We start from the raw sequence: 14584 nt of genomic DNA, 5'->3' as shown, positions 1-14584 counted from the left end.
ACTCCTCGCTAAACTCTGGAGGCTTCCCCCCGGAGTGAAGGAGTGAGATGCGCAGCGCCCTCCTGCGGCTCACCGTGCTGCTGTCGCTCGTCTGCGGCTGCAGCCCGGTGACGGCGCGCCTGCCGCAGCCCGCCGCGCCGATGGTCACGGTCTCGCCCGCCCTCGGCGACAACCGCGCCAGGCCCGACAAGGGCCTGGTCATCAAGGTCAGGGGCGGTAGGCTGAGCAAGGTCGAGGTGCGCGCGGGCGGCACGGCCGTCCCCGGCAGGCTGGACGCGACGGGCACGGTGTGGCGCTCGACCTGGACCCTCCCGCCCGGCGTGGAGCACGTCGTGACGGTCAGGGCGGCGGGCCCTGACGGCCCGCCCGCGCTGACCGTGGGCCGCTTCCGCACCCGCCCCGCCGAGCACACGGTCAAGGTGGCCTCGGTGTCGCCGCTGCCTAGCGAGACCGTCGGCGTCGGCACGCCGATCATCGTCACCTTCGACAGCCCCGTCCGCGCCAAGGCCGCCGTCGAGCGCGCCCTGGAGGTGCGTTCCACCAAGCCGGTCCAGGGCGCCTGGCGGTGGGTCAGCGACACCCAGGCCGTCTACCGCACCCGGCACTACTGGCCGGCCCGGCAGCGAGTCGCGGTCATCGCCCACCTCGCGGGCGTCAGATCCGCCCCCGGCGTGTACGGCAGCGCCGACCACGCGCTCACCTTCGCCGTCGGCCGCAAGCAGACCAGCACCGTCGACACCGTCACCCACCAGATGGTCGTCCGGCGCGACGGCCAGGTCGTGCAGCGGATGGCGATCAGCGCCGGCATGGGCACCACCCGGGAGTACACCACGACCAGCGGCATCCACCTGACCATGGAGAAGGGCGACCCGGTCAGGATGGTCTCGCCCGGCAGGAAGAAGGGCGATGACGGCTTCTACGACCTGCTGATCGACCACGCGGTGCGGATCTCCAACAGCGGCGAGTACGTCCACGCCAAGAACAACGTCTGGGCGCAGGGGCGGCGCAACGTCAGCCACGGATGCGTCAACGCCCGGCCCGACCAGGCGGCCTGGTTCTACGAGACGTCGCTGCGCGGCGACCCGGTCACGATCACCGGCACGTCGCGGGAGCTGGAGTGGTACAACGGCTGGGGCTACTGGCAGCTGCCGTGGGAGGCGTGGGTCGAGGGCAGCGCCCTCGACAGACCCGGATCGCCCACCGCTCTCCGCTGACCCCGTCACGACATGTCCGTGTAACCGGACCGCCGAAAGCTGCCATGCCGGTAATCAAAGGATTACCGTAGAGACGGAACCCCTTTGGGACACGGGCCCGTTCTCCTTCCAGGAGGGCCGGAGTATGGATGATTGGGTCATCTGGATAATCCTCGCCGTCGTGCTCGGCCTCGCCGAGATCTTCTCTCTCACCGCCGCTCTCGGCCTGCTCGCCGCCGCCGCTCTGCTGACGTCCTTGACGGCGGCCATCGGACTGCCCATCCCGCTGCAACTCCTGGTGTTCACCGCCGCGTCGGCCGCGGGCCTGCTGGTCATCAGGCCGCTGGCCATGCGCAGCATCCGGCAACCCCCGCGGCAACGCTTCGGCGTCGAAGCGCTCGTCGGCAAGCCCGCGCTCGTCGTCAGCGAGGTGACCGCCCACTCCGGACTGGTCCGCATCGGCGGCGAGGAGTGGACCGCGCGAGCCTACGACGACACGGTGGTGATCCCCGCCGGAGCGACCGTCGACGTCATCGAGATCGAAGGGGCCACCGCCCTCGTCTACCCTCGGGAGTGATCATATGGCGCTACTCATCGCGGGTCTGGTCGTCGCGTTGTTCGTGGTGTTCACCGTGCTGCGTGCCGTACGCATCGTGCCCCAGGCACGCGCGCGCAACGTCGAGCGGCTGGGTCGCTATCACCGCACCCTGAAGCCGGGCCTGAACTTCGTGATCCCCTACGTCGACCGCGTCTATCCCATGATCGACCTGCGGGAGCAGGTCGTCTCGTTCCGGCCGCAGCCGGTCATCACCGAGGACAACCTGGTGGTCGAGATCGACACCGTCCTCTACTTCCAGGTCACCGATCCGCGGGCGGCCGCCTACGAGATCGCCAACTACATCCAGGCGGTCGAGCAGCTCACGGTGACCACGCTGCGCAACGTCGTGGGCTCCATGGACCTGGAGAAGACGCTCACCTCCCGCGACACCATCAACAGCCAGCTGCGCGGCGTCCTGGACGAGGCCACCGGCAAGTGGGGGCTGCGCGTCAACCGCGTCGAGATCAAGGCCATCGACCCGCCCAAGACGATCAAGGACGCGATGGAGAAGCAGATGCGCGCCGAGCGGGACAAGCGCGCCGCCATCCTGAGCGCCGAGGGTCAGCGCCAGTCGCAGATCCTCACCGCCGAGGGCGACAAGCAGGGCGCGATCCTGCGCGCCGAAGGCGAGCGCACCGCCGCCATCCTCAAGGCCGAAGGCCAGTCACGCGCCATCGATCAGGTCTTCCAGGCCGTCCACCGCAACGACCCCGACCCCAAGCTGCTCGCCTACCAGTACCTCCAGGTGCTGCCGCAGCTCGCCCAGGGGCAGGGCAACACCTTCTGGGTCATCCCCAGCGAGGTCACCTCGGCCCTGCAGGGCGTCTCCAAGGCGTTCACCGAGGCGCTGCCGCGGTCGGCGGCCACCCAGGAGATCTCTCCTGACACCTCCGAGGCCGAGGAGGAGATCGCCCGCGCGTCCGAGGCGGCCGCGGAGGCCGTCGCCGACGCCCGCGAGGCCGAGCACACCTCGGGGCCGCGCCAGCTACCCCCCAGCATCCCCGAGCCCAGCCCCTTCCCCGACCTGGAGAAGAACCACCAGCAGGCGTGACGCGACGAGGAGCCGGCACACAGGTGTAAGCGGGCGGTCGCGCATGCGTGCGGCCCGGCCGTCATGAAGACGGCCGGGCCGGATCCACACGGCGGGTCGGTCAGGCCTGGCCGCAGTCGAAGTAGGCGATCAGCTCAGGATCGAGCGCCGGCACGTCGTACGGCGTGCCGCCGTCGCGCAGCGACATCGTGGCCATGTAGCCGGCCGCGACGCTCATGCGGGCGGCCACCGGCGAGGTGTCGGTGACGCCGCCCTCCCGCACGAACCTGTTGAACTCGCCGATGATCTCGGTGTCCGCGCCACCGTGCGAGCCCTTCGCCTCCGGCACCCGGTAGGCGATGTCGCAGTCGTCGCGGTAGGACGTCGGCCCGGTGTTCCACACCTTCACCGTGTCGCCGGGGCCGTCGCCGAAGTTCTCCAGCCGCCCCTCGGTCCCGATGACGGTGTAGTTGCGCACGTAGTCGGGGCTGAAGTGGCACTGCTGGTAGGCGGCGATGATGCCGTTGTCCAGCCGCATGTTCATGACCGACACGTCCTCCACGTCGATGACGTGGTGGAGGTTCCTGCGCTGGGTGGGCGGCCATTCGAACTCCTTCAGCCAGCCGTCCGGCCGAGGGGTGTCGGGCGCGCGCCGCGGCAGGTCGCCGTACAGCATCAGGTCGCCGAAGGCGTTGACCCTGGTGGTGTAGCCACCGGCGAGCCAGTGGATGACGTCCAGGTCGTGCGCGGCCTTCTGCAGCAGCAGGCCGGTCGTGCGGGAGCGGTCGGCGTGCCAGTCCTTGAAGTAGTAGTCACCGCCGTAGGACACGAAGTGCCGCACCCAGATGGTCTTCGGCTCGCCGATGATCCCCTTCTGGATGATGTCGCGCATCAGCCTGACCACGCCCATGTGGCGCATGTTGTGCCCCACGTACAGCCTGGTCCCCGTCCGCCGCGCGGCGCGCAGGATGTTGTCGCAGCCCTCGACCGTGATGTGCAGCGGCTTCTCCAGGTAGACGGCCTTGCCCGCCTCGAGCGCGTCCACCGCGATGCGCTCGTGGGTGTCGTCGGGCGTCATCACGATGACGGCGTCGAGGTCCTTCCTGTCGAGCAGCTCGCGGTAGTCCTCGGTGAGGATGTCCGCCTCGAACCGCCCCGCCTGCCGCTTCAGCACAGCCGGGTCGGAGTCGCACAGCGCGGCCACGACCGACCCCTTGCCCGGGCGGTGCGCCGACAGCGCCAGGCTGGTTCGCAGCCCGAGGCCGATGACTCCGATGCGCAGGTCTTCCACTTCTGTCCTTTCCTTGACGTACGGCGGGGCTCAGCCCTTGGCGATGGAGGCCTCGTACTCGGCCTTCATCGCGGCGCCACCCTTGTCCATCCACTTCTTGACGAAGCTCTGCCACTCCGACAGCGGCTTGCGGCCGGTGACGAAGTCGACGATCGCGTCTGATGCCATCGTGCTCAGTTCGCCGTTCTTCTGCGTGTAGGTGTCGGAGAAGTGGCCCGTCGTGACGCGCGGCTGGAGCATGGGCGCGACCTTGGTCTCGAAGTCGTGGATGAGCTTGGTCCGCTCCGGCTGGCCGGGCAGGAACAGCGCGGACGGCGAGCCGATCACGAACTGCAGCGGCTGCACGGTGGTGGGCACCTCGGCCTTGCCCTTGTCGGTGAAGCCGAGGTCGCCGTCCTTCTTGGTGAAGTGGGTGCCCTCGACGCCGAAGTTGACGAGCTGGTACTCCTCGGTACCGAACGGCGCGGCCAGGTAGTTCAGCACGCCGAGCAGCGTCTCGACGCGCGCCTTGTCGACCTTGTTGCTGATGGCGGTGAAGCCGACCGAGCCGAGGCCCGCGTTGTAGACGGGCTTGGAGGACGGCGTCGCGGCGAACGGCACGATGGCGCCGAGGTTGTACTTCTGGGTCTTGGCGTCGTTGAGGAAGCCGGGGAAGGACTCGACGTAGGCGCCGATCTGACCGTTGGCGACCTTGTCCTTGATGGTGGCCAGGGCGGGGTCGGGCCAGAACAGGTTGGCCTGGAAGCACTTCACCGCGAACTCCAGCGCGGCGAGGTACTCCTGCGTCTCGTACTGGTGGGTCAGCTTGCCGCCCTCCAGCTTCCACGTGTTCGGCGCGCCGTACCAGTGGCTGAACATGTGGACGTGGTTCACGTAGGACGGCTCGAGCGGGTACTTGTTCTTCTTGACGTCGAGCAGCTGCTTGGTCTTCTCGAGGAAGTCGTCGGCGCTGGTGAAGGTGGCGCCGCCGACCGGCTCCCAGTAGTCCTGGTTGACCAGGAAGACCTGACCGAACTTGCTGTACGAGACGGCCACGCCGTACAGCTTGCCGTCGGTGACGGCCGACTTCCACGCCACGTCGCCGAGGTTGGCCAGGTTCGGGTACTTCTTGATGGCGTCGCCGCTCAGGTACGACGTCAGGTCGTGGAACTTGGCGGCCAGCAGCTCGGGCACCCGCTGCAGGCCCTGGTTCGGCGGGAACCACACCAGGTCGGGCAGGTCGTCGCTGGCGATGATGGCGTTGAATTTGTCGGGGTAGCCGTCGCCGACCACGATGTTCATGTCCCACTCGGCGCCCAGCGCCTTGTTGAGCTCCTGGAGGTAGGCGCTCTGGCCGGGGGCGGGCGGCGCCACGTCCCAGGTCTGGGTGAGCGAGGTGATCTTCTTGCCGTCGCCGGGCGGGGCGGCGACGGACTTGACCAGCTCCGTGGGGTACTTCAGGTAGGCGGGGTCCTGGCCCGCGTCGATCGGCAGGTCCGGCGTGGGGATCTTCGCGGCGGTGTAGGTCGGCAGCACGAGCTTCTTCGACAGCTCGGCGCCGCCCTTCTTGACGCCTGCCGCGCCGCCACCCTCGCCCCCGCAGGCGGCGAGGCCGGCGACGGTGGCACCGGCCAGCGCGAGTCCGAGGAAGCCGCGGCGGGACATGGTTGTGGACATGTGTTTCTCCTGGAAAGGGTGCGGTTCAGCCCTTGATGGCGCCCGTGAGGACGCCCTTGGTGAAGTACTTCTGGAGGAAGGGGTAGACGAGCAGGATCGGCACCAGCGCGATGACCAGGACGGCCATCTGCACCGAGGCGGCGGGCAGGTCCCGCACGATGGCGACGTCGGAGCCGGTGGCCGAGGTGCCGCGGAAGATGAACTGCCGCAGCACGACCTGGATCGGATGCTTGGACTGGTCGTTGATGTAGAGGATCGCGGTGAAGAAGGTGTTCCAGTAGGAGACGGCGTAGAACAGGCCGACCACCGCGATCACCGCCTTGGACAGCGGGATCGCGATCCGCCACAGCATCCGCCACTCGGTGCAGCCGTCCATGCGGGCCGCCTCGAACAGTTCCTCGGGCAGGTTCTGGAAGAAGGCCCTGACCACCACCACGTTGAAGGCGTTGACCAGCACGGGCACGATCAACGACTGGTAGGTGTCGATCATGCCGAGCTCCTTGACCATGAGGTAGCTCGGGATCATGCCGGGGGTGAACAGGAACGTGGCCAGCACCATCAGCAGGATCGGCTTGCCGCCGAGCAGGCCCCTGCGCGAGAGCGCGTAGCCGAGGAAGACGGTGCAGATCAGGCTCAGCGCGGTGCCGGTCAGCGTGATGCCGATGCTGATCAGCACCGACCTGGTGACCGCGCCGCCCGACAGGATCAGGCTGTAGGCCTCGAAGGTCGGCTGGGAGGGGAAGAGCACGTAGCTGCCGCCGTTGGCGATGCTCTCCTCCCGCCCCATCAGGCTCGTGCCGACGGCGAGCCCGAACGGGTACAGCACGGCCACCACGACCGCGGCCAGCACGACGAACTTCAGCGCGCGCCCGGCGATCGACGGGCGCTCCATCCATGGCGGCCTCACCGGTAGATCCCCTGCTCTCCGAAGCGGTGTGCGAGCTTGTTGGCCGCGTAGATCAGCGCCGCGCCGATGAGGCCCTTCATCAGGCCTGCCGCGGTGCTCATGCCCCAGTCGCCGTCACGGATGCCGTGGTAGTAGACGTAGGTGTCGATGACCTCGGCGGCGCCGGCGCCGACCGCGTCCCGTTGCAGGACCATCTGCTCGAAGCCGACGGACAGGATGTCGCCGAGGCGCAGGATCAGCATCATCAGGATGACCGAGCGGATCCCCGGCAGCGTGACGTGCCAGAGGCGGCGCTTCCAGTCGGCGCCGTCGATCGCCGCGGCCTCGTACTGGTTCAGGTCGATGGCGGTGATCGCGGCCAGGAAGATGATCGTGCCCCAGCCGCAGTCCTTCCAGATCACCTGGGCCGTGACGAGCAGCTTGAAGGTGTCGGGGTTGGACATCAGGTTGCCGATGGTGATGCCGTGGGAGTTCAGGAACCCGCTCACGGTGCCGGCGCCGCCGATGACCTGCTGGAACATCGCGACCACCACGACCCACGACAGGAAGTGGGGCAGGTAGACGACCGACTGGATGAAGCGCTTGATCCGGTGGCCGACCAGCGAGTTCAGCAGCAGGGCGAGCGCGATGGGGGCGGGGAAGTACAGCAGCAGCTGCAGCGCGGTGATCTCCAGCGTGTTGCCGACGGCGGACCAGAACTCCGGCTCGGCCAGCAGCGTCGCGAAGTTCTCCAGGCCGACCCACGGGCTGCCGGAGATGCCGAGGAAGGGCGCGTAGTCCTTGAACGCGATGACGTTGCCCAGCAGCGGGACGTAGAAGAAGACGGCGAAGTAGAGGACGCCGGGCAGGCACAGCGCCAGCAGCGTCCAGTCGCGTCTCAGCCGGTCGCGGATGCTCCCGCGGTGGGAGTGGACGTCCGTCTGGGCATCCACCAGGGGGGTTGCCGTGGATGCGACCACGTCTCACCTCCAAGTCGGAACGGGTTGCCGTGAGGTTAGCGCCCATTTATGAAAGTTACTAGGGTAAACCCCACATTTATGCGCAGTCGTGCCCCAGCATCGCCGTCCTCGGGCACGCATCCCGCCCCTGTTAAGCAACCTCTCAGGAGAAAGCGGCTACCTGGATGATCTGCCGCCGCATCGTGACGAAGCGGTGCGCACCTTCCAGGCGAAGGGCATCACCAAGCCCCCGGCGCCGACGGCCGGCACGCTCGCACGGTGGGCCCACTTCTTCAGCAGCCGGAACCGGATCACGGTGAGGACCGGCGTGATGGCCGGCAGCACCACCGCCGGCGTGGCCGCGTGGCCCGATAAAGACGATCTACGAAAAGAGCACGGCGTCGCCGTGGTTCAGCGCCATCCGCGCCGCGCCGAGCGTGATCGACTCGCTGCCCAGCTCCGACGCCACCACCCTGGGCGGGTAGAGGCAGGCCTCGTCCAGGTAGCTCTGGATCGGTCCGACCAGCAGATCGCCCGCGGTGGACAGGCTGCCGCCGACCACCACCATCTCCGGGTCGAGCGGGTTGACGATGCTGATCAGGCCGCCGGCCAGGTGCCGGGCGAACCTCGAGACCGCCTCCGCGGCCTGCGCGTCGCCCGCGCGGGCCCTGGTGATGGCGAACTCGGCACTCTGCCTCGTGGACCTGAGCTCGCCCGGCTCCACGGCCATGGCGTAGTCGAGGACGTGCCTGAACGCGGCCCAGTGGTCGCCCGCCTGCACGCCGATCTCACCCGAGGCCGCGTTGGCCCCCCGGTACGGCACCCCGCCGATGAGGAAACCGAGACCCAGCCGGTCGCCGGTGAACAGGTAGACGACGTTGCTCCGGCCCTGGGCGGCCCCCCGCCAGTGCTCGGCCAGCACGGCCAGCCGCATGTCGTTCTCGACGAGGATCGGCGCGGGGATCCGCTTCTCCAGCTCGGCCCGCAGCTCCACACCCGTCCACCCGGGCAGCACGACGCTCTTGACCACCCGGCCCTCGCCGTCGACCACGCCGGTGGTGCCCACCCCCACCGCCACCAGCCCGGACGGCTCGCGCCCCACCTCCGCGGCGGCCCTGAACACCAGGTCGCGCACCAGGGCCAGCCGCTCGACCGGGGCCGCGTCGCGCGGCAGCGGCTCCCTGCAGGAGGCCAGGATGGTGCCCCCGAGGTCGGCGGCCATCGCGCGGACGCTGGACGAGCCGATGCCCACGCCGACCACGTGGCCCGAGGAGGCGCGGAAGCGGTAGCGGCGCGCGGGCCGGCCGCGCTGCCGGTCGCCCTGCTCCTCCTCGCACTCCTCCGCCCAGCCGTCGCCGAGCAGGTCCTCGACGATGACCTCGGCCGTCGGGCGCGAGACCCTCGCAGCTCTGGCGAGCTCGGTCAGCGTCGCGTCTCCCGCCCCCCGCATGGCGCGCAGGATCGCCGCGGAGTTGAGCTTCCTCAGGAGGGACGCGTCACCGCTGACCTGTCTCATGGTGGGTCATTCTACTTTGACAAGGTTCTTTCGATAAATCGTGTAGCGGGGCTGACAGGGCCGTTAAGAAAACCTCGATGGACACGAGGGGTGATCACCGGCACAGTGCGTAAGGTTGTCAGGAGGGGGAAACGACCGTCATGAAAGCGCTGGTCAAGCAGAAGGCCGAACCCGGCCTGTGGCTGATGGACGTGCCCGAGCCCGCCGTACGGCCGGGCGAGGTCAAGATCAAGGTGTTGCGTACCGGAATCTGCGGCACCGACCTCCATATCCGGAAATATGACGACTGGGCGAAGCACACGCTGACGCTTCCGCTCATCGCCGGGCACGAGTTCTCCGGCGAGGTCGTCGAGGTCGCACCGGGCGTCGAGGACATCCAGGTCGGCGACCTCGTCAGCGGCGAAGGCCACATCGTCTGCGGCAAATGCCGCAACTGCATGGCGGGCCGCCGCCACCTGTGCATCAACACCATCGGTCTCGGCGTCCACCGCGACGGCGCGTTCGCCGAGTACGTGACGCTGCCGGCCTCCAACGTGTGGGTGCACCGCATCCCCGTCGACCCCGACATCGCGGCGATCTTCGACCCGTTCGGCAACGCCGTCCACACCGCGCTCTCCTTCCCGATGGTCGGCGAGGACGTGCTGATCACCGGCGCGGGCCCGATCGGCCTGATGGCCGCGGCCGTCGCCACGCACGTGGGCGCGCGCAACGTCGTCATCACCGACGTCAGCCCCGAACGGCTCGACCTGGCCGGCAAGCTGGGCGTCAGCCTCGCCCTGAACGTCGCGCAGACCTCCATCGCCGACGGCTGGAAGCAGCTCGGCATGCGCGAGGGCTTCGACGTCGGCCTCGAGATGTCGGGACACCCGCAGGCCATGCGCGACATGATCGCGAACATGACCCACGGCGGCAGGATCGCCATGCTGGGCCTGCCCGCCGAGGAGTTCGCGATCGACTGGGCCACGGTCGTCACCTCGATGATCACCATCAAGGGCATCTACGGCCGCGAGATGTACGAGACCTGGTACAACATGTCCGTCCTGCTGGAGAAGGGGCTCGACCTCTCCCCGGTGATCACCCACAGGTTCCCCGCCCACGACTTCGACGCCGCCTTCGACACGGCGGCCAGCGGCAGGGCCGGCAAGGTCATCCTCGACTGGAGCGACGCCGCGCCCCGCGCGTGACGGCTCGCCGTACCCACCCCTTCCCCAGCACCACCAGACCCAGGCGACGACGGAGAGGGCGCGCGCGGACCGCGCGCGCGAACCCTTCAGCAGAGATTGGAGCGCGCGATGTTCGGAACGACGCGGGATGACCTGCGGGCCACGCTGGACGAGATCGCCTCGGCAGGGCTGCTCAAGCCCGAACGCGTCATCACCAGCCCGCAGAACGCCACGGTCGGCGTCGCGGGCCGCGAGGTGCTGAACTTCTGCGCCAACAACTACCTCGGCCTCGCCGACAACCCCGAGGTGATCGAGGCCGCCAAGCAGGCGCTCGACACGTGGGGCTTCGGCATGGCCTCCGTGCGGTTCATCTGCGGCACCCAGGAGGTGCACAAGGAGCTCGAGTCGCGTCTTTCCGACTTCCTCGGCATGGAGGACACCGTCCTCTACAGCTCCTGCTTCGACGCCAACGGCGGCGTGTTCGAGACGCTGCTCGACGCCCAGGACGCGGTGATCTCCGACGCGCTCAACCACGCCAGCATCATCGACGGCATCAGGCTGTCCAAGGCCCGCCGCTACCGTTACGCCAACCGTGACATGGCCGAGCTGGAGGCCCGGCTGAAGGAGGCCGCCGACGCGCGGCGCAAGCTGATCGTGACCGACGGCGTCTTCTCCATGGACGGCTACGTCGCGCCGCTGCGGGAGATCTGCGACCTGGCCGACCAGTACGGCGCGATGGTCATGGTCGACGACTCCCACGCGGTCGGCTTCGTCGGCCCCACCGGGCGCGGCACCCCCGAACTCCACGGCGTGACCGACCGGATCGACATCATCACCGGCACCCTCGGCAAGGCACTGGGCGGGGCCAGCGGCGGCTACGTCGCCGCCCGCAAGGAGATCTGCGAGCTGCTGCGGCAGCGCTCCCGCCCCTACCTCTTCTCCAACTCCCTCGCCCCGGTCATCGCGGCGGCGACGCTGCGCATCCTCGACCTGCTGGAGACCTCCAGCGAGGCCCGCGAGCGGCTGCGCGACAACACGCGGCGGTTCCGGACGCAGATGACCGAGGCGGGCTTCGACGTGCTGCCCGGCGACCACCCGATCGCCCCCGTCATGATCGGCGACGCCGCCGAGGCCGCCGCGATGGCCGAACGCCTCCTCGACCAGGGCATCTACGTGATCGGCTTCTCCTACCCCGTGGTCCCCCACGGCCAGGCCCGCATCCGCGTGCAACTGTCCGCCGCCCACACCCCCGCCGACGTCGACCGCGCCGTCGCCGCCTTCATCACCGCGCGACACTGATCCCCGCACCCCCGGGCCGGCTCGCCTTCCCCAAAAAGCAAGCCAGCCCGAAAGGCAAGCCAGCCCGGCCACCGCTCCTATAAGGCAAGCCGGCATCCCACCCGGGGCCGCGCGCAGGTCCGTGCGCAAAGCGGCCACCGGTGGGGGCGGGTCACAATGGGCGGGTGATTGATAGTCGGCGGCTCCGGACGCTGCGCGCGGTCGCGGATCACGGCACCGTGACCGCGGCGGCCGCCGCGCTGCACCTCACGCCCTCCGCCGTCTCCCAGCAGCTCGGCGCGCTCGAGCACGAGGTGGGGCACCGCCTGTTCGCCCGCGACGGCCGGGGCATCAGGCTCACCGCGGTGGGCCGCATCATGCTGGCCCACGCCGACGAGGTCCTCGCCCAGCTCGAACGCGCCGAGGCCGAGGTCGCCGCCTACACGACGGGCTCGGCGGGCGAGGTGACGGTGGCCTCGTTCGCCACCGCGATCAGTGTCGTGCTCGCGCCCGCCGTCAGCGCCCTGCGGGTGAGCGCGCCCGCGCTGAAGATCCGGGTCCTGGACGCCGAGGGCGACCGCGGCCTCACCATGCTGCTCGACGACGAGGCGGATCTGGCCATCGCGGTGGAGTACCGCGGCGCGCCCGACGACCATCGCCTGACCCGGCTGCCCCTCTACGCCGAGCCCTTCGACCTGTTGCTTCCGGCGGACCACGCGCCTGCCGGCACGCTTTCGGAGGTGGCGGACGAGCCGTGGATCGGCCCCTATCCCGGCAATCCGGTCCACGACGTGATCGCGTTCGCCTGTGAGCGGGAGGGCTTCACGCCGGGGTTCGCGCACTCCTCCGACGACTTCCGCGCCGTGGTCGCGCTGGTGGGCGCCGGTGCGGGGGTCGCGCTCGTGCCCCGGCTGGCGTTGCGCGACCTCGACCTGTCCAGGGTGGTCGTCTGCCGGATCCCCGGCCCGGAACGCCGTGTCTTCGCGGCGGTCCGGCGGGGGGCCGACCTCCATCCGTTGCTGCGCCCGCTCCTCACCACTCTCACCGCGAGCCGGCCCCTGGACTGATATCTCGATAATCGAGATAAATCTGAACGATCTCTCGACGGCGGTTGAGTAGCATGGCGATCCAGAGGTTTGAGGCAAGGAGACGCCGTGGCCGAGTTAGAGCGTGTTCCTCCGGGTGTCGATCCGACGGTGCCGAGTTCGGCGCGCGTCTACGACTACCTCCTCGGCGGCAAGGACCACCTCGCCATCGACCGCGCGGTGGCCGACCGGCTGCTCGCCGTGGCACCCGACACCCGGTTGGTGGCCCGCGCCAACAGGCTGTTCCTCACCAGGGCGGTGCGCCATCTCGCCGAGCAGGGCGTGCGGCAGTTCATCGACCTGGGCACCGGCATCCCGACCTCGCCGAGCGTCCACGAGGTCGCGCGCGCGGTGAACCCCGCGTGCCGGGTGATCTACGTCGACCACGACCCGGTCGTGCGGCTGCACGCCCAGGTGCTGCTGGCCGACGTCCCCGGCGTGGAAGGCATCCAGGCCGATGTGCGCCGCCCCAAGGACATCCTCGGCGACCCCTACGTCGGCGGCCTGATCGACTTCGAGCAGCCGCTCGGGGTGCTGATGGTCGGGCTCCTGCACTACGTGATGGACGAGGAGGACCCCGCCGGGATCGTGGCCGCCTTCAGGGACCGCATGGCGCCCGGCAGCCACCTGGTGCTGACCCACGGCATGGCGGAGAGCCATCCCGAGGCGATCGCCCGGCTGACGACCGCCACGGCCAGCTCCCCCGCGCAGGCCGTCTTCCGCGACCGCGCCCGGGTCCTGCGGCTGTTCGACGGGTTCGAGCTGATCGGACCGGGCCTCGTTCCCGTGCAGGACTGGCGCGTCGACGACGAGGACGACCTCAACCTGCTGGACGCCCCGCCTCGCCTGCGCATCGACGGCGGGGTCGGCGTCCTGCGCTGAGCCGTCCCCTCAGCTCGGCTCCGGCCGCCTCGACCGGCCACGAGACCGCGCCGCCCCCGCCGAGCGCCATGGCGGACCGTCTCGGTGATCCCGTGCCAGACGCCCCCGGCTCGGCCTGCGCGGTAGAGGGCGGCGAGGTCGTCGACGGGCCGGCGCGGCTGGTTCCCCTGGCTCAGTCCTCCGTGCCCAGCCTGAAGACGCGGCGGGCCGTACCGCCGAGGAAGTCGGCGCGCGCCTCGGCCGTCAGCTCCAGCTCGTCGACCTGGGCGAGCGCGCGGTCATGGGACAGCTGGGGCCAGTTGGTCCCGAACATCACCTTGCCCCTGCCGTAGGTGTTCATGAAGTGCACGAGCTGCGGCGGGTAGTAGCGCGGCAGGTAGGCCGAGGTGTCGATGAAGACGTTGTCGTGCTTCCACGCCATGCCGATCATCTCGTCGGTCCACGGATAGCCGATGTGGCCGCCGACGATCATCAGCTCGGGCAGGTCCAGCGCGATCCTGTCCAGGTACGGCACCGGCCGGCCCGTCTCGGACGGCTTCAGCGGCCCCGTGTGCCCGACCTGGGTGCAGAAGGGGACGCCCAGCTCCACGCAGGTGGTGTAGAGCGGGTAGTAGAGCCGGTGGTCGGGCGGCAGCTCCCACAGCCACGGCACCATCCGCAACCCGACGAACCCCAGCTCCTCCACCGCGCGGCGCAACTCGGCCACGGCCGCGACCGGATGGGCCAGGTTCACCGCCGCCAGCCCCGCGAACCGGTTCGGGTAGGCCGCGGTGAAGGTGGCGACGTCGTCGTTGCTGATCACCCATCCGCCCGGCCGGTGCCAGGCCGACAGCAGGAGCATGTCGACGCCTGCCGCGTCCATGAGCGCGACCAGTTCCCCCGGCGTGACGGGCTTGTCGATCAGGTCGGCACTCCCCGACTTCTCGAACAGCCGCCGGATCTCCGGCATGGGCAGCCTGCCTGGCCGTCCGCCCATGGTGGGTTGCGCCCACACATCGATAATCACCTTCCCACCCTCTCCCGCACCGGCCGGACGATCAATGCCGG

The 14584-nt window shown here is 69.5% G+C and carries 13 protein-coding genes; 7 read left to right on the top strand and 6 right to left on the bottom strand.

Features of this window, described 5'->3' with window-relative positions:
- The first annotated feature begins 47 nt into the window (after positions 1-47).
- From ACWENQ_RS37030 to ACWENQ_RS37020, 3 genes are all read left to right on the top strand, one after another.
- Positions 48-1214 (top strand): Ig-like domain-containing protein, encoded by a 1167-nt coding sequence (locus ACWENQ_RS37030; RefSeq protein ID WP_452418379.1) that lies wholly within the window; start codon positions 48-50, stop codon positions 1212-1214.
- Between the two features lie 124 nt (positions 1215-1338).
- Entirely contained in the window at positions 1339-1770 is a 432-nt protein-coding gene (locus tag ACWENQ_RS37025; RefSeq protein ID WP_449918460.1) for an NfeD family protein, read from the top strand.
- Between the two features lie 4 nt (positions 1771-1774).
- Positions 1775-2842 (top strand): SPFH domain-containing protein, encoded by a 1068-nt coding sequence (locus tag ACWENQ_RS37020; RefSeq protein ID WP_449918462.1) that lies wholly within the window; start codon positions 1775-1777, stop codon positions 2840-2842.
- A gap of 100 nt (positions 2843-2942) precedes the next feature.
- Here the strand turns inward: ACWENQ_RS37020 and ACWENQ_RS37015 are convergent, their stop codons facing one another.
- The 5 genes from ACWENQ_RS37015 to ACWENQ_RS36995 form a co-directional block, all read right to left on the bottom strand.
- On the bottom strand, positions 2943-4112 hold the full coding sequence (locus tag ACWENQ_RS37015) for a Gfo/Idh/MocA family protein (RefSeq protein WP_452418377.1): 1170 nt from the start codon (positions 4110-4112) through the stop codon (positions 2943-2945).
- 30 nt (positions 4113-4142) lie between these two features.
- Positions 4143-5768, bottom strand: coding sequence for a hypothetical protein (locus tag ACWENQ_RS37010; protein WP_449918465.1), 1626 nt, complete (start codon positions 5766-5768; stop codon positions 4143-4145).
- Positions 5769-5793: 25 nt separating this feature from the next.
- Positions 5794-6675, bottom strand: coding sequence for a carbohydrate ABC transporter permease (locus tag ACWENQ_RS37005; RefSeq protein WP_354914354.1), 882 nt, complete (start codon positions 6673-6675; stop codon positions 5794-5796).
- On the bottom strand, positions 6672-7634 hold the full coding sequence (locus tag ACWENQ_RS37000; protein ID WP_449918468.1) for an ABC transporter permease: 963 nt from the start codon (positions 7632-7634) through the stop codon (positions 6672-6674). Before ACWENQ_RS37000 ends, ACWENQ_RS37005 begins: the two co-directional genes overlap by 4 nt.
- A gap of 361 nt (positions 7635-7995) precedes the next feature.
- The gene (locus ACWENQ_RS36995) at positions 7996-9129 is read right to left on the bottom strand and encodes an ROK family protein (RefSeq protein WP_452418376.1); all 1134 of its coding nucleotides are present in this window, start codon (positions 9127-9129) and stop codon (positions 7996-7998) included.
- 140 nt (positions 9130-9269) lie between these two features.
- On the opposite strand from ACWENQ_RS36995, the gene tdh reads away from it, so the two are divergent.
- The 4 genes from tdh (at position 9270) to ACWENQ_RS36975 (ending at position 13537) form a co-directional block, all read left to right on the top strand.
- On the top strand, positions 9270-10313 hold the full coding sequence (gene tdh / locus ACWENQ_RS36990) for an L-threonine 3-dehydrogenase (protein WP_354914348.1): 1044 nt from the start codon (positions 9270-9272) through the stop codon (positions 10311-10313).
- A 108-nt stretch (positions 10314-10421) separates the two neighbouring features.
- Complete coding sequence (locus ACWENQ_RS36985; protein WP_449918474.1) at positions 10422-11591, top strand: glycine C-acetyltransferase; 1170 nt, start codon at positions 10422-10424, stop codon at positions 11589-11591.
- A 164-nt stretch (positions 11592-11755) separates the two neighbouring features.
- Complete coding sequence (locus ACWENQ_RS36980) at positions 11756-12637, top strand: LysR family transcriptional regulator (protein ID WP_354914344.1); 882 nt, start codon at positions 11756-11758, stop codon at positions 12635-12637.
- A gap of 87 nt (positions 12638-12724) precedes the next feature.
- Entirely contained in the window at positions 12725-13537 is an 813-nt protein-coding gene (locus ACWENQ_RS36975) for an SAM-dependent methyltransferase (protein ID WP_452418375.1), read from the top strand.
- A gap of 172 nt (positions 13538-13709) precedes the next feature.
- Here ACWENQ_RS36975 and ACWENQ_RS36970 read toward each other — a convergent pair whose 3' ends face one another.
- The gene (locus ACWENQ_RS36970) at positions 13710-14543 is read right to left on the bottom strand and encodes an amidohydrolase family protein (protein WP_452418373.1); all 834 of its coding nucleotides are present in this window, start codon (positions 14541-14543) and stop codon (positions 13710-13712) included.
- Positions 14544-14584: the final 41 nt, after the last annotated feature.

Source organism: Nonomuraea sp. NPDC004354, from assembly GCF_053602555.1.
This window is presented reverse-complemented; position numbering and strand designations above follow the sequence as displayed.

Excerpts from the sequence above, each read along its gene's own strand:
- ACWENQ_RS37025 (WP_449918460.1), top strand. The coding sequence starts at position 1,339 with ATGGATGATTGGGTCATCTGGATAATCCTCGCCGTCGTGCTCGGCCTC.
- ACWENQ_RS36985 (WP_449918474.1), top strand. The coding sequence starts at position 10,422 with ATGTTCGGAACGACGCGGGATGACCTGCGGGCCACGCTGGACGAGATC.
- ACWENQ_RS37030 (WP_452418379.1), top strand. The coding sequence starts at position 48 with ATGCGCAGCGCCCTCCTGCGGCTCACCGTGCTGCTGTCGCTCGTCTGC.
- ACWENQ_RS36995 (WP_452418376.1), bottom strand. The coding sequence starts at position 9,129 with ATGAGACAGGTCAGCGGTGACGCGTCCCTCCTGAGGAAGCTCAACTCC.
- tdh (WP_354914348.1), top strand. The coding sequence starts at position 9,270 with ATGAAAGCGCTGGTCAAGCAGAAGGCCGAACCCGGCCTGTGGCTGATG.
- ACWENQ_RS37020 (WP_449918462.1), top strand. The coding sequence starts at position 1,775 with ATGGCGCTACTCATCGCGGGTCTGGTCGTCGCGTTGTTCGTGGTGTTC.
- ACWENQ_RS37010 (WP_449918465.1), bottom strand. The coding sequence starts at position 5,768 with ATGTCCACAACCATGTCCCGCCGCGGCTTCCTCGGACTCGCGCTGGCC.